The organism is Marinobacter salicampi (genome assembly GCF_011074795.1).
GTDB classification, from domain to species: Bacteria; Pseudomonadota; Gammaproteobacteria; order Pseudomonadales; family Oleiphilaceae; genus Marinobacter; species Marinobacter salicampi.
In genome coordinates this window covers 46,824-69,038 of the sequence record NZ_JAAMPF010000006.1, presented here as the reverse complement: position 1 = coordinate 69,038, position 22,215 = coordinate 46,824, and the positions used below count along the sequence as shown (strand labels likewise).

Genomic DNA, 22,215 nt, shown 5'->3' with positions numbered 1-22,215 from the left:
CGGGAGTAATTGTATGGGCTACCGATTGTCCAAAATCTACACCAAAACTGGTGATGACGGCTCCACCGGGCTGGCCGATGGCAGCCGGATTGCCAAGAACGCCCAACGGGTCGACGCCATGGGCTCTGCCGATGAGCTTAACTGTCACATTGGCCTGCTCATAGAGGAACTGAGTCCGGAAGACGACCTGGTGCCGACATTGAAGCGGATCCAGCATCACCTGTTTGACCTGGGTGGTGAGTTTGCCATACCGGGCAGTCGGGTGATTGGCGATACTCATATCAACTGGCTCGAGCAGACCCTGGATCATCACAATGAAGACTTGCCGGCCCTGAAAAACTTCATCCTGCCCGGCGGTTCAAAAGCCACAGCCCAGTGCCACATGGCCCGTGCTGTCTGTCGCCGTGCCGAACGGGTCGTGGTTGCCCTGGGACATGAAGACTCCATCAATTCGGCATCAAGGCAATACCTCAACCGGTTGTCCGATCTGCTGTTCGTGATGGCAAGGGTACTGGCGAGAAGGGATGGTGCTCAGGAAATTCTCTGGGAACAGACAAGCTGACAGTAATTGACACGAACGGCGGGGGTCCCGGGCCACAAGTGCCCGGGACCGGTTAAATCAGAACCTGAATGCTTCCACCAGTCGCTGGAGGGCTGCGGTAAGATCGGACATCTGCCGTGATGCTGCCAGGGTCTCGTCGGCATTACCGGCGGTCTCGGTGCCCAAAACACTGATCTGCTCCACGTTGGCATTGACGTTTTTTGCCACCGCTGCCTGCTCTTCCGCCGCCTGGGCAATCTGGTGACTCATGTCCACGATTGTGGCTATGCCAGCAACAATCCTATCCAGAGCTTCAGACACATCCGAGGACTTCAGAACGGTTTTCTGGGTCACCTCATGGCTGTTGGTCATGGCCGTGACCGCGTCTTTAACACCGCTCTGAAGGCGCGCGATCATGCCTTCGATCTCTTCCGTGGACTTGTGGGTACGCTGGGCCAGCGAACGGACTTCATCGGCCACCACGGCAAATCCCCGACCCTGCTCGCCAGCCCGCGCGGCCTCAATGGCAGCGTTCAACGCCAGCAAGTTGGTCTGTTCGGCAATGGCCTTTATTTCCACAAGCACCTGACTGATGCTCGCGCTATCGCCGCTTACCCGGTTAATCGTCTCAACAGCACCGGTGATTTCCGTGGACAACTGGTTAATGGTTGCCACAGTTTCCGCAACCACTTCCCGGCCCCGATCCGCATCCTTCTCAGCCAGGCCCGCAGAGTCCGACGCGCGGTGAGCACTCTCGGCAACCTCCTGCACGGTTTCCACCATCTGGTGCATGGCGTCTGTAATCTGGTGGGTCTCTTCCATCTGCCTGGCAACCGCATCACGGTTGGACGTGGCGGTATCATTCACCCTTGAAGCCTGCTGATCCACGTCCTGGGTCGTGGTACTGACAGAGCGAACCAGCTCTGCCATTTTCGTGGTCATGTTGTTGAATTCCCTGGTCAGAGCACCCAACTCATCCCGGTTGTCCAAGTCAATCTGAACCGTCATGTCGCCGTCTGCCACCGCACGGGCCGCCTTGCTGAATGACGTAATGGCGGTCCGCACAGACATGAAAAACCCGATATAGAGGTAGACAACAATGATCAGGACCAGTGCCAGTGCCAGGAATATCAGGTTGCGCTGGCCAAGCTCATCGGCAAGCCGGACCTCAAGGTCACTGCCAATAATGTCAAAAATAGCCTGGTTAAGGTCATTGATGGGCTGGATCTGGTCTGTCAGAAGACCGTCATATTCCTGCCAGGGCATCTCTAGGCGCATAGGCGTAATGATGTGCTCTTCGACCAGCAACTGGACTATTTCAACGCTGCTGGATACCTCGCCAAGCGTGTTGCCGGCCTGGTTTTCCAGACTTGGGGAAGCGCTTGCCACAACCGTCAGGGCCGGCTGAACCACGCTGTCCAGATTGGTCATGGAATCGTAGATTTCATTGATCACATCACCAAGGGCGTAACCAAGCTGACCGTCAACCAGGGCAAAGACCCCGTAAGACCGGGCACGGCCTATGGCACTATGGAGGTTCGGCAAGGTAACGGTGGTGAGTTCCAGCATCAGCTGATTGCTGCGGGAGGTATCCTGGGAGAGGCCCGAGATCTGCATTGTGCCGGTCATCAACGCGCGCACTTTCTGCACAAACTCGTGGTAGTACTTGAATTGCGGGTCAAAGTTCTGCTGGTAAAGATCTTCAGACTTCAGTTTTTCCCAATCGGCCTGCAGCGTTTCGACCTGAGTTTGCCAGTTACCATTAGTGTCAAAATGGGTTGCCTCATCAAGGAAGGCCGCGAAGGTTTCATCAATTTCAGCCCGTGCTGCCCGGGCCTTGGCAAGCAGTGCCTCGTCATTCTTGATCTTGCCAGGAGCGCCATAATCTCTGTAACGCACGGCGGCATCGAGCATATGGTCGACTTCCTGGAGTCGCTCAAGGCCCTCCACACTTCGGGTCATGGTGACCACGGAGTGATTTAGCTGGCTGACCACAAGACTGGCAAGCCCGACGATAGGCAAGAGAAAAAGCACACTGATCAGACTGAACTTGTAGAACATCGGCAGGCGATTCATTAGCGCTACAGCCGGATAGATCAATTGCTTCACAGGAGGCTCCCAGGCAAATGCATAATGCATCTAAAAAAGTTTTTCTTATAATCCTTTTGTCGCCCGTATCGCTAAAAACTTAAATAGCTATTTGGTATCTAATTGTAAACAGGGGAAAAGCCTAAGACAGGTCGGGGCGCCGGACCTGCCCGAAAGAGGACCGGAACTTCAGTCGAGCAGCCCGGCAATCACCAACAGAGCCCAGACACAGACCCAGACCAGCATACTTCTGTTCAGGAGATCACGGATGGCACTCAAACTCTGGTTACCGAAGTTCAACCAGCCATCCGGTTGTACCCGGGCGAAGCCCACCGGGTCCAGGGCATACCCGGTCAGCGCACTGTTGGCTGCAGCCATGAGTACCTCATCGGTTTTCGAGCTGGCGGAAAACAGATAGGTCCCGGCCTGGCGCAGCCAGCCGACAAGATCGCCCGCCAGGCCAAATGAAAACGCCAGCAGACGAACCGGAACCCAGGCCAACACGTGAACGGCCAACCTAAACGAAGGTCTGGCGGCCGCCTGAGGCCAGTGCTCTCTCAGGGCAATGATGCCCCGCACCAGGAAGGCGACACCGATGCCGCCAACCACATACCAGAACATGATCAGGAAGTAGCGCTCGAACACGGCGGTGATAAATCTGTTGGATACAACCAGATGCAGGTCCGCTGGCGCTGATGCCTGCCCTCGCTCCTGGGCGGTCAGCCGTGCTTTTATTCGATGCCAGGCCGCTTGCATGTCGCCTCGCTGCCAGGCCCCACTATACTCTGCCAGGCTCTGGTGCCATCCGGGAGTGCCCAGCAACAGGATCAATAACAGAAGATGGAGGGGATAGACCATGGCAGACCAGGATGACTCCCGCAGCCCGTAACTGGCGATGATCAAGACAACGGATGGAACCAGCACCACAAGCACTGCTGGCCATAACCTTTTTTCCTTTCCGGGTCGGGCCCGTCCGCCAAAGCGGAAACAGCGGCGCCAGAAGGCATCCGGATCCAGGCGGTCCGCGCTGTCCAGATTCCTGCGCACAATGTAGGCCACAACCATCAGCACAAACGTCATCTGTCGGGGCCTCTTCCGGATATTTCAGGAACACGCGCCGACATCAGATTCCGGTAAAGCTGCCAGTCGAACGCCGGACCCGGGTCGGTTTTACGTCCCGGGGCAATGTCACAATGGCCGGTAATGCGTGCGGGCGTGATCTCAGGCCAGGCAGTCATGATCAGACGACTCACGGCAGCGAGTTGGTGGTACTGCGCCTGGGCATAGGGGTCCTCATCAGTGCCCTCAAGCTCAATACCGATGGAATAATCATTACATTCGGACTGACCCCCGAAGGCCGAGCGCCCCGCGTGCCAGGCTCGATCCAGCAAACTGACGAACTGAACACAATCCCCGTTTCGCTTGATTAGAAGGTGGGCTGAGACCTGAAGGTGCGCAATCGTTGCGAAGTAAGGATGCTCTGTGACGTCGAGTCTGTTGCAGAAGAAGCGCTCGATTGCGGTGCCCCCATAGCGCCCAGGGGGAAGGCTGATGTTGTGTATCACCAGAAGCGAGATACCGGCCCTGACCGGGCGGGGGCCGAAATTGGGGGACGGGCACCAGACTGCGCCCGGTATACGACCGGTCTTCCTGAGCCGGTCCGGATCTGCTTGTGACACATTGGCTGAATTCAAGAGAGCTCCACTAGCCTCGACTCAGGGAGGCCGGCCTTCGGCACTGATGCTGGCCGGGTCTGTTCATTTGCCAGTGATTGAAGCACATCGGTATTCACGCCGCCAGCGTCGGCATCAGCCTGCCTAACCTTGTCAGTCCCGGCGGCTGTGGCGCAGATTGTCGATGATCGACTCCAGAGCCCGATCAAAAATCAAGCCATCGTCCAGCAGGCTGACTTTACCCTGGGCCAGCGCACCCGCGAGGTCATCCCGCAGATATTCCGCCACCTTGGCTCCGTTGCGGTTCACGAAAATGTATTTACCGGTGGCCTTGATAACCGCAGCCAGCTTGCACCGGATTCTCTGGTCGTCCCCGGTCTGAAGCTCAATCCATGAGCCCACCCGCATGCGGTCAGCCTGAACCAGGCACTTGGCATCTAGCTCATTTCTGGCCGGGGCCGTGTCCGAATGGGCCGCGCCATCGCCTACCAATTCTGCCGCGGCCTCAGCTGGCGGGCTGGAAGGGGCAGCGGTCTCGGCAAGCTCTGCCTGTTCTTCCGATTTGTCCGGCATCCGGACTTCAGGCTCGGGGGCTGGTAAGGGCTCAGGCGACTTCCTGAATGAGACCAGCTGCTGCAGTACATCCACATGAGTCAGTTCCAGGTCGCGGATGGCATTGTCGATGGCGAACGGGTCCCAGGAAATGCTCTGAAGGCCGGACCTGAGAGAGTCCACAATGCCGGGTATGGCTCGCAGCAGGTCTGCACGGGTACTGTCTTCAACCGGTCGCGGATCTACGCTCCAGATCAGTCGACGGGTCAAGTCGGACGCCTCAGCCCACAACTCACTGGCATGGCCCTCCCGTAACATGACCCACTGAAGATACTTGCGCCAGGGCTCCAGAAGCAGGGATTCAACTGAGTTGGGCACATCCGCCCCGGTCAACGCATCTTGCAGCAGTTCATCGACAGACTCTTTAGCCCGTTCTTGGCGCGCCCGGCCCTCTTCTGCATCTTTCAATCGTTGCTCAACCAGTTCCCGACGGCGCCGGTCAAGATCCATAAAGTGACTGAAGTCAGCAAGCAGTTCACTGAACAGATCGACGTTGTCGGTAAACTCGGTGAGTAGCCGGTGTACGACGTTTTCAATTTTTTCCCTTAGCGGATCCCGCTGACCGGCACCCTTTTCGTTCCAGCCGATGCCAGCCATGGCCAGTTCGTTCAGCAGCTTGCGCGCAGGATGCCCACCCCGATTGAAAAAACTGCGATCGCACAGGGCAACCTTCAATACAGGTATCTGAAGCCGGCCAATCAGCGCCTTCATGAGCGGTGGCAACTGGCGGTCTTCCAGGATGAAGTCAAACAGCATGGTGACCAGATTGATCACATCGCTGTCCACCTGCTGAACAGAGTACACCTGGCCGCTCTTGGATGCCAGAGCCTGCCGGAGCATCGTCGCAAGGGGGACCACAGTGCTGCCTGTGGGTGTGCCAGCGTTCATGGTCTGGATCTGGCCGAGTCTCGACATCAGCGACGAGGTATCAAGGCTCTGTCCGCCTTGAAGCTGCTGGTACTGCTGTCCGGTACCTTCCTGATGAAGCAGCGCGGAGAGCTCGGTAAAGGTTGCGCCGCTCATATCCTCCTGGGATTCTGCCGTCGGATAACCCTGTTGAGGCGGTGTATTCTGGGCCTGGGCACCTGAACCCGGGGCTGCGGGAGCGCCCCTGACCGCCTTTCTGTTACCACCTGGGTCAGTGACAGGCGCCCGCTTGAGCTCGGGAAGTATGCCATCCGCTACCAGGAGCCTGTTTGCCTCCTGATAAAGCGGCTCCAGCCGGTTAATGAGTAACCGGTCGAACAGCTTCAGCACCACCAGCTTGGCGCGAATGTCTATATCAAGGTCACTGCAGGCCTCTCCCAGTCCGGTGCAGATAACCTCTGGACTAAGCGGCATTTGCCGTTCTTCCAACCGCACACCAGGCACCAGATGGGACACCCGGGCCGCCAGGAGCCGAATGGCGTCTGTGTGACGGTTCCGCAGCTTGCTCATCAGGTTATCGATGGCCACCTTCTGCTCCAGGTCGCCATGATCCATCAGCGTAAGTGAATCCTGGTCCACATCGTTAAGGCCGCCGCTGCCCGGCACAGGCTCAAAACGGCCGAGTTCGTTGAATGCGCGGCTGACCCACTGAAGCACAGACAGAGACATGTGCTTGCGGCGCAATCTCAGCTCTCTCATGGCATCGAAGTAGGCGGTCTGTTCCTGATTCGAGCCAGCCTTGTCTGCCATATTGAACAGGGCATCGTCGGAACCGTCGAAAAACTCGGAAAGCAGGGTCCGTAGCGACTGGCCGGAGGCATCGCGCAGACGAACCAGTGCGGCAGGCATGGCGAAGCGATCGACACCTTGCGGGACCTTGTTCAGACTGACGACCTTGTTGTTCTGAGACATACTGCCTTCCCCGGTTACACCTAGCCGTTTTACACTGGTTAACATCTTTATTGATGAATCATAGGCGCTTGCAGCGTCACCTTGTGTCAGGTTTTGTCACCTTTTGTGATCGCCGGAACAGGTTCACAGTTCGATCCTGTGGAAGCGCCAGGGTTTCGTCTATCCCTTGGTAGCTCTGGCCTGGGCATGCTCTTTTAAAGCCTGCCAGCAGACGCTTCAAGTGACGTAGAGCGTCAGCAATGGCTCACAAATTACAACAATTGATTAATTTGGTCTTAGGGACATCTGACGCTAGAATCCCCTCTCCAATCACCGACCCCAGGGCCCCCATGACACCTGCGTTTCACGAACGGCTGCGACAGTCCCGCATAGAATCTGTTGCCCTCAGTTTACGGGAAGACATAGGCGACGGAGATATTACCGCCGCCCTTATTCCCGTCGACACCATCACAACGGGACAGGTGATCACCCGGGAAAGCGCTGTTCTGTCAGGCCAGGCCTGGGTTGAGGAAGTATTCAGACAGGTGGACCCGGCGGTCACGCTGACGTGGTTGGCCAACGATGGCGATGAACTCAGCGCCGACCAGGTACTGTTCGCCTGCCGGGGCCCGGCTCGGAGTCTCCTCACCGCCGAACGGGCAGCCCTGAACTGGCTGCAGACCCTGTCCGGCACCGCCACCCGGTGCCATCAACTTGCCCAGAAAGTGAGACATACCCGGGTAAAACTGCTGGATACCCGCAAGACACTGCCCGGCCTTCGCCTTGCCCAGAAATATGCGGTGACCTGCGGCGGATGTCACAACCACCGCATCGGCCTCTACGATGCCTTTCTCATCAAGGAAAACCACATCGCCGCCTGTGGTTCCATTCGTCAGGCAGTGGAAGCTGCCAGGTTGCTTTCACCCGGCCGTCCGGTCGAGGTGGAAACCGAGACCATGGCTGAGCTTCAGGAGGCTCTGGACGCCGGCGCCGACATCATCATGCTTGATGAATTTTCTCTTTCAGATATGCGTGCGGCGGTTGCGCTGACAAATGGACGGTCTAAACTTGAAGCATCTGGAGGTATCAATTCTGACACCCTTGTTGCGGTTGCTGAGACCGGAGTTGATTATATTTCCATAGGCGCCCTCACCAAGGATGTTCGGGCGACCGATCTGTCCATGAGGCTTGACGCCGTCCTCTAACCGACCTGCCGGTGGCTGCCATCAGGGCATCCGGCATGTCAGGTTTCTTGTCGCTCCGGCGCCCCGGCAACTGTTATACGGGTAGGGATACGATTGAACACAGCTGAACACTCATCATCCCCGTTTTCCTGGCAGGGCTGGATCACCCACTGCCTGGTCTACCTGGCGCTGGCCCTTACAAGCCTATTTTTTATCATCCCCGGCGCAATCGAGCCCGCATTATGGCTTCCGGCCGGCTATGCCCTTGCGCTGCTACTATGGCGTGGCGCGGACGCCCTTGGCGTGATTCTGGCTGCCACCCTGGCGTCGGCAGCGCTGTTGAGCTACCTTGCGCCAGTACAGGCCCCGGAGCTTAAAATTGCCTATGCGGGAATGCTGACCAGCTATGCCCTGATCGCTCCGCTCGTGGCCTGGTGGGGCTATGAGAAATCCAGTCGCTACCGCTCGCCCCTCAACAGCTATACGGCATTTCTGTGGCTTCTGGGTACTCTGACGCTGGCCTGTTTCCTTGCCAGTCTTCCCCTGCTGCTCAGCTCAATCATCAGTCCCGCCGGACCCGAGAGTCTGGCGGCCGACACCCGCCTGCTCAGCGGCTGGTTCAGTGCCTTTCTCGGCACTCTCATCATAGCGCCTGCAGTACTGGCCCTGGTTGCCTCTCCACCTCGGCTACAGTTGAACCGTGCTGCCGAGTGGCTGGCATGGCTGGCAGTGCTGGCTTTCGTTCTGCTTATGGCGTGGCACGAGCCCATCCAGACGCTGTTTCTGTTACTGCCTCTGATGACCTGGGCGGCTACCCGGTTCTCGCTATCCGGGGCCATGACAGCCATAGGTGTTGCCGGACTGAGCGGTCTGGTGTGTTCTTTTGCCGCCCAGTCAGCTGAGGCGACGGAAGCCAACTATCTGCTGGCTCAGAGTCTGATTTCCGTGATGGTGGCAGCCTCATGTTACGTTCGCGTCCTGCTCGAAGACCGTAAAAGGATAGAAAACGGGCTTGAGATCATTGTCGAGGAGCGCACGCGGGAACTGCAGCTTACAAATTACGAACTGAAAGATGAAATTTTCGTGCGCCAGCAGGCGGAGAAGTCATTCCGCAGGTCATCCCGCCATTATCGGGCGCTGTTCGAAACGGCAGGCAACCCGATTATCGTCATCGACGCCGATATCAATATCCGGCAATGGAATGGCGCAGCCGAGGCTTTGTTTGGCTATAGCAGGGATGAGGCAGTTGGCCGTAGCCTGACCGATACCTTTATTCCCGACGAACAGAAAGACGAGTTGGCGTGGAAGATAGTCAAGGTTCTGAACAGCGGCATGCCGCAGGATACCATCGAAACCACGGTCAATACCTTCAGTGGCGATGCCCACACCATCCTTTGGAACCTCAATCGGCTGCACGATGACGAAGACGGCGGACGGGCCCAGCTGATTCTTATCGGGCAGGACATTTCGGAAATACGGCGCACGCAGGATCAGCTCCATTATCTGGCTCACTACGACGTTCTGACCAATACGGCGAACCGGCGACTGTTCGAAGACCGCTGCCGTCAGGCCATCACCAGCGCTCTGCGTCACGGCCATAATTGCGCGATCATTGGCCTCGACGTGGACCACTTCAAGCGCATCAATGACACCCTGGGGCACGACGCTGGCGACATTCTTCTTCAGGAACTGGCTAACCGCCTGCGCGGCAGCCTGCGTGAAGAAGACACCATTGCCCGCCTAGGGGGAGACGAGTTTGCAGTACTCCTGAATCAGGTGAACGGGGCCGAGGGCTGCGAAAAGGTCGCCCGTGCACTTCTCGACGCCATTACCGAGCCGGTGGAAGTGCCGGGTGGGGAGTTGATCATTACGTCCAGCATTGGCATCACCCTGGCCCCGGACGATGGCCGAAGTTATGAGCAACTGCTGAAGAATGCTGACATGGCCATGTACCGGGCGAAAAAGGCTGGTCGAAATAATATCCAGTTCTTCTCCAGCGACATGAACGAGGACATGTTGCGCCAGATGACCATGGAGCGCGAACTCCGGGAAGGCATCCGTGCCGGTCAGCTAGAACTCCATTACCAACCCATTGTCCATACCAGAAGTGGCAGAATCAGCGGGCTGGAAGCCTTGCTGCGCTGGAAGCACCCCCGCAGGGGCATGCTGACACCCAGCCATTTTATTGATGTGGCGGAGCAAACAGGTCAGCTGCAGGCGCTGGGAGAATGGGTCTGCCTGAACGCCTGCCTTCAGGCCCGGGCGATACAGGCCATGAGTGGCTATCCCGTGACCATCAGCATCAACCTGTCCTCACGGCAGTACAACCATCCCAGACTGGCCGATCAACTCGATACCATAATCCGGGAAACCCGACTGGATCCCGGACTGCTGATGGTCGAAATCGACGAGCGTATCTTGTCGGACCGCACCGACGAGACCGCGGTAACTCTCAAAAAACTCAAAGCCCTGGGCATAGGCCTGGTACTGGACAGGTTCGGCAGCGGTCTGTCTTCGCTGAGACTGTTGCGTGATCTACCATTTGACCAGGTCAAGATCGATAAATACCTGCTGCAACATGCGCCTGAGGAAGAGAACACCGCCGCCATTGTTCACACACTGATCAATCTGGCTCGTCAGCTGTCCCTAACGGTAGTCGCGGCGGGGGTCGAAACCGCTGATCAGGATTCGTTTCTGCGTCAGGCCGGATGTCATCTGTTACAGGGCCACCGCTACTGCCATCCGGTTTCCAGCGATGAGCTTGCGGACCTGTTCCAGAGCCTGAAAGATGGCCGCACCCTGATGCCGGCAGATCAGTTTAGCCTGCCGTTGACAGAAAACAAGAACGCGAACAAACGCTAGCACCGACTTTCAAGGCCGGTTTAGCTGGGGCTCGGACCCTAAGGCGCCGAATTTGATAGAAGTTCGTCCATTCTCGCTAACGCCCGGATCAGCCCCCGGCCATCCTCGGGCCGGCCCCGAAAATACTCTTCCGCCATGGGCGCCATGCCCGACACAGCGGGCAAAGGACCTTCGTTCTCTATGAGCCTCTTCATTTTGGGCAGAAAAATGAACTGGATCCATTCAGTCATTTCCAGGGTGTCAATACAAAACGGCTGGGTACTCAGGAGTGCTTCGGCAGAAGGAGCTTCCGCCGACCAGACACCGGACCTGCGCATTTCCGCCTCAATAGCCAGCAAACTGTCCGCAACACGGTCTATATGCTGGCTATTAAAGGCTCCGTCAGTGGCGCGTTTGGTGCTCATCAAATTCCCCATCAGACCAGAGTTTCTGCCTCTACTTTTTCACCCTGAAGCACCCGGAAGAGATCCACGTATTGAAGCGTCAATGGGTGCTTCGGCGCAAAATGAATCAGGGGCTTGTTGGCCTGGTGGGACTCCTTCATCTTTACTGAGCTTGACAGCCGCACAGGCAGCATTGGCAGCCCCTCCTCAATAAGCTCTCCTACCAGTTGACGAGGCAGCGAAGCCCGCGCCTGGAACTGGTTGGCAACAATGCCTTCCACAACCAGGTTCTCGTTGTGGTCCTCCTGTATATCCTTGATCTCACCGAGGATACTGTAGAGAGCCTGGCGGGAGAAATCATCACAGTCAAAGGGGATCAGGCAGCGTTCTGCAGCGATCAGGGCAGATCGGGAGTAAAAATTCAGGGAGGGCGCGGTATCGATGTAAATATCGTCGAAGTTGTCCCCAAGCTTTTTCAGGGCTTCTCTGAGTTTGTAGATCTTGTGTTTCGCCTCCAGTTTGCGCTCCAGAAAATCCAGTTCCGGGCTGGATGGCAGGACGAAGAGGTTCTCGTAGGGTGTCGCATGCACAAACTCGTCCGGGCGACGATTGAAAACAGTAAAGGCAACCGTCTGCTCCAGAAGGTCCGCCACAGTATCCTTGAGCCCGCTGGCGGGCTTACCCAGGAGATAATGGGTCGAGTTGCCTTGCGGGTCCAGATCCACCACCAGCGTTCGCCGGCCTCGGGCGGCGGCGATTGCCGCCAGGTTACAAGCGATACTGGACTTACCCACACCACCTTTCTGATTGAAAACCACTCGTCTCATAGCGCCCCCTGGCGTTCTGTCATCCTGAAACCATTTCTCTGGCCCGGCAGGGCCAAAGCTGTTACCAATCCATTACCGACTTGACGAAAGGCACCGTCAGGCCTCGCTGGGCCCTGAGCGAATGGTCATCCAGCCGGTCCAGGATAGCGAGCAATTCGCCAAGCTTCCTGGGTGCGCGGCGAAGAATATAGGAGGCCACCTCATCACTCATCACCAGTCCGCGCTGCTCTGCCCGGGAGCGAAGAATGATGAGGTGGTCGTCGTCGCGGTAGAGGCCGAGCTGTAGCAGGACCCCATGGCCAAGCCTGGACAACAGATCCTCAAGGGCGAATGGAAGTGCCCCTGGGGTGTCGCCCAAGGTGACCAGCATGCGGTTACCACAGTCCTGGATTCGGTTGTACAGGTGAAACAGGGCCTCTTCCCATTCCTCATTGCCTATAATGCGATCCAGGTCATCAATGGCGACCAGATCAGCAAATTCCAGTCCAGTCAGGGAGCCGGGGTCGAAGCCAATGAGCTCATCCATGCTCAGGCATATCGCGGTCCTGCCCCGCTTTTCCGCCCAATGGCAGGCAGCCTGAAGCAAATGGCTTTTCCCTGTGTCGTCATCGCCGCAAAGCACAACCACCGGAGCAGAATCGTCGTCACACAGCAGCTTCAGTCTCTGGGCCACCGACAGATTCCTGTCGCCGTGAAAGTTCTCGAACCGGGCGTCATCCCTCAGACCCACCCCAAGGGTGAGCTGGGGGTGCCCTAGCCCTGCTTTATCAGCCATGCGCGTCGCGTCCATACCACTACATAATGGAGTCCGCTCACTATGGCGCTTGCGGCAACCAGCTGTATACCTACCGGGAGCACCCAGGGCTGCATGGGCAGATCTGCCAGTAGAATTACTACGGCCAGCACAACCAGAATCTGGATAAGAGTATTAAGTTTACCTAAAAGACTGGGTTGCATATCGAACTGTCCTATCAGGTAGTGGTACGCCAACCCACCCATAACAATCAGCAGGTCTCTTCCCAACACCAGCACAAACAGCCATACCGGCAGGACTCCGGAAATCGTGAGCATAAGATAGGCGGTAATCAACAGAGCCTTGTCAGCCAGCGGATCGGCGATAGCGCCCAGGCGAGAACGCCAGTCAAAATGTCTGGCAAGAAAACCATCAACCCCGTCACTTAAAGCGGCAAAAACGAATACTCCAAGAGCAAGCCGATATTGAGCCTCCAGTAGCGCAATCGCAAAAGGAACAATCAAAACAATACGCAACAACGTCAATGCGTTTGGGATCCAGCTCCAGCGCTGAGTCGTCATCCCTGCTCCACTCCTGTTACCGGCTTAATCCTGGCTCGCATCCGGCTGAACGACCGGTGCGCTTTGCCAGCGGTATCTCAAGGTCTCGTACAGCGACTCGAACGATTCCTCACTGTCTTCTTCTGTCATTTCCAGAGGCCGGTACTGGAAGACCGGACCGAGATCTCCGTTACTCTCAGCTTCACTGACTGAACCGGGAACGGTCAAACCTACACCTAAAGGTCCCGGAACAACATTTGACGTATCAGTGTCTGACGACTGTACACCTGATGCTACTGCTCCTGATTCAGGTGGGGTTCCTGAATCAGTGCTTGCCACATTGGCCCGCATCTCCTGGAAGCGCCTATCCAGGGCGATGTACTGCCGAAGCTGGGCAACTTCTCCGGCGACACTTACCTTGAGTGTTATCCTGCCGGCAGTGACTCTGACCGGATCAACCGTATTAACCGGTGTCATCCTGTCCAGAGCTGACATCACCTGGGCATAGTCCTGAAGTGAATTTACCTGATCCACGACGATGTCTACCCGGGCCGAATCGGCCACTTCACCTGCGGCAACCGCGTAGCGTTCGGCCAACAGATCGGCCCAGGCATCGATAACCTTCCGGGAGATGGCTCCGGGGCTGTCTGCCCTGACCGATTGCGCGCTATCTTCTATTCCATCGCCTTCCAGGCGCCAGGCGGCTTGCCATTCACCGCCCGTGCGATTGATTTTCACGACCGCCAGCAGATTATGATCAATGGTATTCGAGGCCTCTTTTACCTGCCCCATGAACTGGCCCCAGACCTCCGAAAGCAGGCGTTGGTCGCCCCTTCTGTCTGCCGGAGGCAGGGCAACGGGAAGGCCACGCCGCTCGGCCGCATCGGCGAACGCCTGGCGCCAGTCTCCCTCTGTCTGTGAGCCGGTGGCACCATCGTTTACCAGCAGTTCACGTCCGCCGCGCTCCTCCACCACAATCCAGGCCAGGGTTAACGGCCGGTTCGCGCCCCATACCGGCGCATCGATAGACGCAAGTGCACGGTTAACACCGACTGCACCAAAGGTCATCCGTAGCTGATTGGACTGGCTCTGTTCGCCGGCCCGAAGAAACTGGTAAGACTGAACCAGCGACTGGGCATTGGCGAGCAGATCCCTCGAACGCTGATCATCAAGCAGGTCCCGGGTGCCTGAAACTCGAGCCAGAACCCGTTTCAGACCGTCCCTGTAGCCTTCTTCAAGGTCATCAGGAGCTGAGCTTTCAACCGGGACCTGGACGGTGTACAGACCATCAACGGTGACCGCCTGGGCGGGCAGGCCCAGCCCCCATAAAAACAATATGAAGATACCTGCCTGTAGTTTCAGTAGAGACGGTAAGGACATGAGTCACCCTGTATATCCTGGATATTCTCCAGGCGTTCGCTGGTTTATACGCCGGAATGGCGCTAAGGATACACCATGCCCTCTTTGCTGAGTAGCGAGCAGCAACCCTATTGGCTGTTGGGAGTAAATGTCCGCTAATTGCAGTTGGACCCCATCTTCGCACCTGCTAAAATTCCGCGCCTATCTTTAGCCAAGGCGGTTAGCAGCATGAGCGAACAGAAACCCTCCCTGACGTATCGCGACGCCGGCGTCGATATCGACGCCGGCAACGAACTGGTCAACCGGATCAAAAGCACAGCAGCGCGCACGCGCAGGCCTGAAGTGCTCGGAGGCCTGGGTGGGTTCGGAGCCATGGTGGCCATCCCTGCAGGCTACAAAGAGCCGGTCATGGTGTCGGGGACTGACGGCGTCGGAACGAAACTTCGTCTGGCCATGCAACTCGACCAACACGACACCATTGGCATTGACCTGGTTGCCATGTGTGTGAATGACCTGATCGTCGGTGGTGCTGAACCGCTATTTTTCCTCGACTACTATGCTACCGGCAAGCTCAACGTCGACGTGGCTGCCAGTGTTGTGGAAGGTATCGGCCGGGGCTGTGAACTTGCCGGTTGTGCCCTGGTTGGCGGTGAAACCGCGGAGATGCCCGGCATGTACGAAGGTGACGACTATGATCTTGCGGGCTTCTGCGTCGGCATCGCCGAGCGCAGCGACATCATTGACGGCAATCGGGTTCAGGAAGGAGATGAGCTGATCGCCCTGGCCTCTTCCGGTCCTCACTCCAACGGTTACTCCCTCATACGCAAGATCCTGGAAGTAAGCCAGGCCGACCTGGCGCAGACCATTGGCGACACCACACTTGCCAAAGCCCTGATGGAACCTACCCGGATATACGTAAAAAATCTGCTGCAACTCATTAAAACAGTAGACGTACGCGCCCTGTCACATATTACCGGTGGTGGGCTGCCGGAGAACATACCGCGGGTTTTACCCCCGGGCACCAGTGCTGCAATCGATACCGCCAGCTGGACCCTGCCTCCGGTTTTCCAGTGGCTGAAGGAAGCCGGCGGAGTCGCTGACAACGAAATGTACCGCACTTTTAACTGCGGTGTTGGCATGGTCATCTGTGTACCCTCGGATCACCTCTCCCTTGCGCTCGATACCCTTGCGGCACTGGGTGAGAACGCGTGGCACCTGGGCCGGATCAAGAGCCTGCCGGACCGGTCGGCTAATGCCGAGGTCCGGTACGAACCAGGCCTGATCAAGGCATGATTCCAGGCGATGTAACCAACCCCCGTATCATTGTGCTGGCCTCAGGCAACGGCAGCAACCTACAGGCGCTCATCGACGCTGTATCAGCCCGGGATTTCCCGGGTGACATTGTCGCCGTGGGCTGCAATCGCCCCAGGGCCTTCGCATTGGAGCGAGCTGCCCAGGCGGGCATTGAAACCTTTGTCGTTGATCATACCGAGTACGACAATCGGGAAGACTTCGACGGCATGCTGAAAGCAGAGATTGACCGACGTGCTCCGGATCTGGTAGTGCTCGCCGGTTTCATGCGCATTCTGACCACAGAGTTTGTCCGCGCCTTCCATGGCTTAGTGCTTAACATCCACCCTTCCCTGTTACCCAAGTATCCTGGCCTCAAAACCCACTTCAGAGCTCTTGAAGCAGGGGATAAAATCCACGGCGTGACTGTCCATTTCGTGACCGAGGACCTGGACGGCGGACCCACCGTGGCCCAGGCTGAGGTAGAAATTGAGGAAGGCGACACACCTGAGCGGCTGGCGGAAAAGGTCCAGCAACAAGAGCACGTCCTTTATCCCATCGTGGTGCGCTGGTTCTGCGAAGGGCGCCTCCAGCTTCACGGCAATCAGGTGCTCTTTGATGGTGAACCGCTACCCAAGCCATTCTATTTGACGGATTGAAAAGATCAGGTCCAGAGCGACATACCCAGTAAAATGACAAGACTGTCACGCTTCTGGCAGGTCAGGCTCGTTACACTGAAACGACACCCAGGCACGCCGGGGTTCGCCATACGTAAGCCAAGGACCAACCGTTATGCATAAACACTCCAACCGCTCCCTGAGCGTTCTTCTGCTCATTCTGGCGAGCTGGCAAACGCTGGCCCAAGCCGACAATACAAATGCCGAAGTAGCACCCCAGGACACCGATACCCAGGCAGATGCCGCCAATGCCGAGGGCCAACCCGCGGCAGAACTCAAGCCGTTGAGCGCCACCTACAGCGCGGCACTGGACAAGGGCGTGGCTATTAACGGTTCTGCTAAGCGAACCCTCGAGCAGCAGCCCGATGGCACGTGGATTCTTCGATTCGACGTTGACTCCTTCCTTGCAGACATCGAAGAACATACCCGTTTTCGCTGGGAAAACGGCCGGGTGCGGCCGATCAGCTACCGTTACAAACTGTCCGGATTCATGATAAAGGACCGCAAACGCAGCATTGATTATGACTGGGACGTGATGTCGGTTACCGGAGAATATGAGGGCAATTCCTTCACCATGCCTCTGCCACCCGAAGCTCTGGACCCCCTGGGATACCAGTTACAACTGCGTCAGGATCTTAAAGCCGGAAGTGAGCAGGTTCGCTATGAGGTAACCGACAAGGGCGACTTCGACGAGGACCATTTTGCCATCATCGGCACGGAAGTTCTGGAGACAAAGCTGGGACAGACAGAGACGGTAAAAGCCGAAAAGGTCCGTTCTGAGGGAAGCAAGAGGGAAACCCTGATGTGGTTTGCCCCCGAGCTGGACTATCTGCTGGTAAAGCTTGTCCAGGTTGAGCCGGACGGAACCCGCTATGAGATCAATATAGACAAAGCAAATATCCGCTAGAACGACCAGAGCAGACGGCCCCATTTCCGGACCTGATGCTGGAGCAAGACACTGACTCCAGGCCGGAAAATAAAGGCTTATCCCTCTAAAGTGCGAGTCCCTTTATAATGCGGCGTGATACTCACGCCAGACAGCTTTGACCTCGCTGGCAATCAGCTCCAGTCCCTCGGCGATGCGATCGTCGTCCTGGGCATAGGTAACGCGCAAACATTCGTGCCGATGCGGCCAGCCACTGTCTGGCAGACCAGGAAAAAAGTAGTGACCCGACACCACGAGCACGCCCCTGCGCTTGAGGCGCTGGTATAGCTCCAGGCTGCTCACCGGTAAGTCAGGAAACCAGAGCCAGAGAAACATGGCACCTTCGGGCCTGTGAGCGTACCACTGGCACTCGTCTCCCATGGCCCGGGTAAAAGCAGCAACCGCCTTCTCCATTTTGGCCTTGTAAAACGGACAGATGACGTCCCGGCTCAGGGAAAGAATTTCGCCACTTCGCACCAGCGGCTGGGCCATGATGGCACCGAAACTGCCAGTAGCGAGGTTCATGATCGCATTGATACCCGACAGCGCCTTGATGATCGGCTCAGACGCAATGACGATTCCGGTTCTGGCAGCCGGCATGCCGAGCTTGGACAGGCTCAGGCATAAAACAATCTGCTCATTCCAGTGAGGCGTGGCCTCCACGAACATGAGACCGGGAAAAGGTGCGCCATAGGCGCCATCTATAATCAGGGGCACATCGTGAGCGCGAGCCAGCATTTCCAGCTTGGCAAGCTCCTCATCGGTAATGACATTACCGGTCGGATTGGTTGGGCGCGAGACACAGATTGCGCCGGTCTGACCGGTCACTTCAAGCGCATCGAAATCCACCCGGTACTTGAACTCATGGCTGCCGGTGAAGGTAATCTCCGGGGCGACCGCATGAAAAAGATCAGGGCCAAGCCCGGCATCGGCGTAGCCGATATATTCCGGAGCCAATGGCAAGAGAATATGCTTCAGCTGCCCATCGCCATAATCACCCGCAAACATATTGAACAGCATGAAAAAGGCAGCCTGGCTGCCGTTGGTCAGAGCGACATTGGCGGGTGTCAGACCCCAGTCATACTCCTGATTGAGCAATTGCACCAGTGCGTCAATGAACCCCCGCTCGCCCTGAGGCGGGTCGTAGGTGCCTACCAGGCGCGCCATGGATACCGGATCACGGCTTATATCCCCTAGGATTCCCTGCAGCCGCGCCTGCACCTCTGGAATGTGGCCGGGATTGCCACCCCCCATCATGATCATGTCTGCATTCGTCGAAAGGGCGTTCCCCAGGTCATCCATCAGAGAGGTAATGCCTGCCTCCGCTGTAAACTTCCGACCAAAAGCAGACAGCTTCATAGTGCTTTACTCGTTCAGTGAGATTCCGATGTTGCTCACACCGTCATTGGCTGCGCGCTCCCGGAGACCTTCGATGAACAGCTCCGTCGGTGTACGCTGCCGTTTCACCGAAAGCACCATGTCCCGCTGGAATGCCTTGTCTATTTTCATCAGCTCATGCTGATCAAACAAACGCACCAGCGCGTCTTCATCCAGATCCTCACCTTCACTCACTTCAATAAAGCTCATGACGGTGCCGGTTGCCCACTGGGAGGCTTCCGTGGCCCGGTGCTTGGTGGGGTTAAGGCGGTTTAACAGCGCCTGTTCCAGGAGCCTGCAAAAATCATAGGCCGGATGCACGCCATACATATCGTAGGCAGACACATCCGGAGTCAGGTCTTCCAGCTTTAATAACAACGGGGGAATCGCAGCTTCCGAGTTGGCGCGCTGGAGCAGCCCCCATGCCTGGTCAAGAATCTGGCGCATTTTAGCGCCGCCTTTGGAACCAACAGCGTCCGAAAACAGAACATAATTTGGAAAGCCACGTTCCGCCAGCGCGAGCAGGAAGGCGCACTCACGCCAGCCCTTCAGTTGCTCCAGTGCTTTAAAAAACTGATTGGCGTTCACATTGGGCTCCGGGTTGGATGAGGCTTGGGTATCATAGGATCATGCCCGAGGCAGGGTGACTCCCACCTGCCCAAGGTATTTGCCGCCCCGGTCTTTATAGCTGGTCTCGCACACCTCATCGGATTCGAAGAACAGCATCTGCGCCACGCCTTCATTGGCATAGATCTTCGCTGGCAGATTGGTTGTGTTCGAGAATTCCAGGGTCACCTGCCCCTCCCATTCCGGCTCGAGCGGTGTCACATTCACAATGATGCCACAGCGAGCGTAGGTCGACTTCCCCAGACAGATCGTCAGCACGTTACGAGGGATTCTGAAGTACTCCACCGTTCGGGCCAGGGCAAAGGAGTTCGGCGGAATGATACAGACGTCGCTGCTGATATTGACGAAACTGTTGTCGTCAAAATTCTTCGGGTCAACCGTGGCGGAGTGTACGTTGGTGAAAATCTTGAATTCGTTGCTGCAACGAACGTCATAGCCATAGCTGGACGTACCATAAGAGATCACCCGACCCTTGGAGGACTCACGCACCTGACCTGGCTCAAATGGCTCAATCATGCCGTGCTCCTGGGCCATACGCCGGATCCATCTGTCGGATTTAATAGTCATCAGTGCAGTCTCATCATGAAGTCAGGAAGTGTGCCGAACGGCGGACGCGTATCTTAACGCCAGCGCGAAGTGAATACAAAAGATCCGCCTGAGACACGACCCCCGCTTGCCCTGGACGATCCTTCCGAATCATTACGACTCTTTATTGCGGTCTTAACCCCGAGGCGAAAACGATCGGTGTAGGGTTGTCCTCAATGGTCCATCGCCTTGAGAACACATGGATCAGAATGGACACCAAGCTCGACTGACATCAAGCACGACTACGGAGATCATTGTTATGGATTACAAACGCAAGCTTGCCTGTGCCACCCTGCTGACGGCTACTGCTTTTTCAGCCCCACTCGCTGTTGCCCAAACCGACCGTGACACCGCAGGATTCTTCCTGGGCGCAAGCTACGGTGGCTATAAATCCCACGGTGGCGAGTTCGACGATGACAACGACCTGTACGGCCTCTCAGCGGGTTACCAGTTCAACCAGTTCTGGGCCCTGGAAGCGGACTACGTGGATTTTGGCAAGTTCGGTGAAGACGATGTGGAATCAGAGCTTAAAGGTCTGGCCCTGGCCGTTCGGGGACGTTTTCCGGTAACGGACAGTTTTGGCGTCTATGGCAAGGTTGGCGCTTTCGCCTCAGCCCTTGATGTTGATGCGTTTGACGAAGACGAAACCTATGACGAAGTTTCACCGTTTGTAGGCGCAGGCATCGACTTCCGTGTTACTCACAGCCTGACAGCCTTTGCAGAATACAATCGCTACAACGTGGATATCGACGAGGACGACTTCAACGGCCAGGTCACCAACGACGGACCTGAATTCGATACCGCCCGGGTCGGCGCTCGCTATACTTTCTAGGTCCGCAAGTAGTCATTTCTCCGGCAATCTGAAGGGCAGGCATCTCCTGCCCTTTTCTTATTGATATTCCGGGTTCAGTCATCGCTTACTGAAAAGCTGGGGATCGGAGATGACAGATTCCGGGCTCTCTGGGAAAGCGTAGCACTAACTCTGCGTGCGATATCACGGTAGCGGCGAGCCACCTCCGAATCCGGTTCTGCCACAACCGAGGGGTTACCGCTATCGGTCTGCTCCCGAATGGTCATATGCAACGGTAACTGGCCAAGCAGCGTTGTGTCGTAATCCTTAGCTACCCGCTCGCCACCCCCCGCTCCGAACAACGGTTCCTCATGGCCGCAGTTGCTGCAGATGTGAACGCTCATGTTCTCGACTACGCCCAACACGGGGATTTCCACTTTCCGGAACATCTCGATCCCCTTCTTGCAGTCCAGCAGGGCTATGTCCTGGGGCGTGGTGACGATAACGGCTCCGGTTACCGGTACTTTCTGTGCCAGAGTGAGCTGAATGTCGCCGGTTCCCGGTGGCATGTCGACAATCAGATAGTCCAAATCGTCCCAGAGGGTCTGGGTCAGCAATTGCTGAACCGCGCCACTGACCATCGGCCCGCGCCAGACCATTGGTGTCTTGTCGTTAACCAAAAAGGCCATCGACATGGCCTGAACGCCATGGGCAGGGACTGGAATAAACCACTTTCCGTCCTTCGTGTCAGGTTTCTGGCCTTCGGGAATGCCAAGCATCATTCCGACACTGGGACCGTAGATATCCGCATCCAGCACGCCGACCCGGGCACCTTCGGAACTCAGGGCAAGGGCGAGATTGACAGCGGTGGTGGATTTACCCACTCCGCCCTTGCCCGATGCCACCGCAATAATGTTTTTTACCCCAGCGATCGATTGCAGGTTCTTCTGGGCCTGGTGAGCGCGGATGGCCTGGCTGACGTTGACCTGAACTCCGGCCACGCCCGGCACGTTTTCCACTGCGTTAGTCACAAGCTCTCTCAGTGCCCCCGAAATACCTGCGGAAGCATAGGGCAGCTCAACTTCAAGCTTGACCAGGTCCGCTTCTATAGCGAGCGACCGGACAGCTTTCAGCTCGTAGAGATCCAGTTCCAGGTAGGGGTCCCGGTACTGACGGATGGCGGACTCGACCGCCTGCTGAGAAATCTGCGTCATGGAATGCTCCATTGATGTAAAAAGTGCGGCCGCCGGGGCGGAAAAGCGCGCCGTTCAGATGAAAAAAAGTTGCCCGGAAGGTATCATCTG

At 56.9% G+C, this 22,215-nt stretch carries 20 protein-coding genes; 7 read left to right on the top strand and 13 right to left on the bottom strand.

Features of this window, described 5'->3' with window-relative positions; all coding sequences use genetic code 11:
* Nucleotides 1–13: 13 nt before the first annotated feature.
* Nucleotides 14–562, top strand: coding sequence for a cob(I)yrinic acid a,c-diamide adenosyltransferase (locus tag G7W63_RS02385; RefSeq protein ID WP_166252609.1), 549 nt, complete (start codon nt 14–16; stop codon nt 560–562).
* 57 nt (nt 563–619) lie between these two features.
* Here the strand turns inward: G7W63_RS02385 and G7W63_RS02380 are convergent, their stop codons facing one another.
* From G7W63_RS02380 to G7W63_RS02365, 4 genes are all read right to left on the bottom strand, one after another.
* Nucleotides 620–2,650: a methyl-accepting chemotaxis protein gene (locus tag G7W63_RS02380; protein WP_166252606.1), complete on the bottom strand. Its 2,031-nt coding sequence runs from the start codon at nt 2,648–2,650 to the stop codon at nt 620–622.
* A 168-nt stretch (nt 2,651–2,818) separates the two neighbouring features.
* Entirely contained in the window at nt 2,819–3,709 is an 891-nt protein-coding gene (gene ampE, locus G7W63_RS02375) for a regulatory signaling modulator protein AmpE (RefSeq protein ID WP_166252603.1), read from the bottom strand.
* Complete coding sequence (ampD, locus tag G7W63_RS02370) at nt 3,706–4,323, bottom strand: 1,6-anhydro-N-acetylmuramyl-L-alanine amidase AmpD (protein ID WP_166252600.1); 618 nt, start codon at nt 4,321–4,323, stop codon at nt 3,706–3,708. Before ampD ends, ampE begins: the two co-directional genes overlap by 4 nt.
* Nucleotides 4,324–4,455: 132 nt before the next feature.
* Nucleotides 4,456–6,753 carry a DUF1631 domain-containing protein gene (locus G7W63_RS02365; protein ID WP_166252597.1) on the bottom strand — a complete coding sequence of 766 codons (2,298 nt, stop codon included), beginning with the start codon at nt 6,751–6,753 and terminating at the stop codon, nt 4,456–4,458.
* 329 nt (nt 6,754–7,082) lie between these two features.
* On the opposite strand from G7W63_RS02365, the gene nadC reads away from it, so the two are divergent.
* Nucleotides 7,083–7,937, top strand: a complete 855-nt coding sequence (nadC, locus tag G7W63_RS02360) for a carboxylating nicotinate-nucleotide diphosphorylase (RefSeq protein ID WP_166252594.1) — start codon at nt 7,083–7,085, stop codon at nt 7,935–7,937.
* A 93-nt stretch (nt 7,938–8,030) separates the two neighbouring features.
* Nucleotides 8,031–10,778, top strand: coding sequence for a bifunctional diguanylate cyclase/phosphodiesterase (locus G7W63_RS02355; protein WP_166252591.1), 2,748 nt, complete (start codon nt 8,031–8,033; stop codon nt 10,776–10,778).
* 38 nt (nt 10,779–10,816) lie between these two features.
* On the opposite strand, the gene G7W63_RS02350 is transcribed toward G7W63_RS02355, so the two are convergent.
* The 5 genes from G7W63_RS02350 to G7W63_RS02330 form a co-directional block, all read right to left on the bottom strand.
* On the bottom strand, nt 10,817–11,182 hold the full coding sequence (locus G7W63_RS02350; RefSeq protein WP_166252588.1) for a YqcC family protein: 366 nt from the start codon (nt 11,180–11,182) through the stop codon (nt 10,817–10,819).
* An 11-nt stretch (nt 11,183–11,193) separates the two neighbouring features.
* Complete coding sequence (locus G7W63_RS02345; protein WP_166252585.1) at nt 11,194–11,988, bottom strand: ParA family protein; 795 nt, start codon at nt 11,986–11,988, stop codon at nt 11,194–11,196.
* 61 nt (nt 11,989–12,049) lie between these two features.
* On the bottom strand, nt 12,050–12,763 hold the full coding sequence (hda, locus tag G7W63_RS02340; RefSeq protein ID WP_166252582.1) for a DnaA regulatory inactivator Hda: 714 nt from the start codon (nt 12,761–12,763) through the stop codon (nt 12,050–12,052).
* Nucleotides 12,742–13,302, bottom strand: a complete 561-nt coding sequence (locus G7W63_RS02335; RefSeq protein WP_166252579.1) for a CDP-alcohol phosphatidyltransferase family protein — start codon at nt 13,300–13,302, stop codon at nt 12,742–12,744. Before G7W63_RS02335 ends, hda begins: the two co-directional genes overlap by 22 nt.
* 24 nt (nt 13,303–13,326) lie before the next feature.
* Entirely contained in the window at nt 13,327–14,661 is a 1,335-nt protein-coding gene (locus G7W63_RS02330; protein ID WP_166252575.1) for a DUF2066 domain-containing protein, read from the bottom strand.
* 207 nt (nt 14,662–14,868) lie between these two features.
* Between G7W63_RS02330 and purM the strand changes: the two genes are divergently transcribed.
* From purM to G7W63_RS02315, 3 genes are all read left to right on the top strand, one after another.
* Nucleotides 14,869–15,933, top strand: a complete 1,065-nt coding sequence (gene purM / locus G7W63_RS02325) for a phosphoribosylformylglycinamidine cyclo-ligase (protein ID WP_166252572.1) — start codon at nt 14,869–14,871, stop codon at nt 15,931–15,933.
* Nucleotides 15,933–16,589: a phosphoribosylglycinamide formyltransferase gene (gene purN, locus G7W63_RS02320; protein ID WP_423202271.1), complete on the top strand. Its 657-nt coding sequence runs from the start codon at nt 15,933–15,935 to the stop codon at nt 16,587–16,589. Before purM ends, purN begins: the two co-directional genes overlap by 1 nt.
* A 133-nt stretch (nt 16,590–16,722) precedes the next feature.
* Nucleotides 16,723–17,514 (top strand): DUF3108 domain-containing protein, encoded by a 792-nt coding sequence (locus G7W63_RS02315; RefSeq protein WP_166252565.1) that lies wholly within the window; start codon nt 16,723–16,725, stop codon nt 17,512–17,514.
* Between the two features lie 102 nt (nt 17,515–17,616).
* Here the strand turns inward: G7W63_RS02315 and G7W63_RS02310 are convergent, their stop codons facing one another.
* The 3 genes from G7W63_RS02310 to dcd are packed head-to-tail and all read right to left on the bottom strand — an operon-like array spanning nt 17,617 to nt 20,103.
* Entirely contained in the window at nt 17,617–18,891 is a 1,275-nt protein-coding gene (locus G7W63_RS02310) for a valine--pyruvate transaminase (RefSeq protein WP_166252561.1), read from the bottom strand.
* A 6-nt stretch (nt 18,892–18,897) separates the two neighbouring features.
* Nucleotides 18,898–19,497, bottom strand: a complete 600-nt coding sequence (locus tag G7W63_RS02305; protein WP_166252558.1) for a YjaG family protein — start codon at nt 19,495–19,497, stop codon at nt 18,898–18,900.
* A 39-nt stretch (nt 19,498–19,536) separates the two neighbouring features.
* A complete protein-coding gene (gene dcd / locus G7W63_RS02300) occupies nt 19,537–20,103 on the bottom strand; it encodes a dCTP deaminase (RefSeq protein ID WP_166252555.1) in 567 nt (188 codons plus the stop codon).
* Between the two features lie 277 nt (nt 20,104–20,380).
* Here dcd and G7W63_RS02295 point away from each other — a divergent pair, with 277 nt between their 5' ends.
* Complete coding sequence (locus G7W63_RS02295) at nt 20,381–20,953, top strand: porin family protein (RefSeq protein WP_166252552.1); 573 nt, start codon at nt 20,381–20,383, stop codon at nt 20,951–20,953.
* Nucleotides 20,954–21,027: 74 nt separating this feature from the next.
* Here the strand turns inward: G7W63_RS02295 and apbC are convergent, their stop codons facing one another.
* Nucleotides 21,028–22,125: an iron-sulfur cluster carrier protein ApbC gene (apbC, locus tag G7W63_RS02290; RefSeq protein ID WP_166252549.1), complete on the bottom strand. Its 1,098-nt coding sequence runs from the start codon at nt 22,123–22,125 to the stop codon at nt 21,028–21,030.
* Nucleotides 22,126–22,215 lie beyond the last annotated feature (90 nt).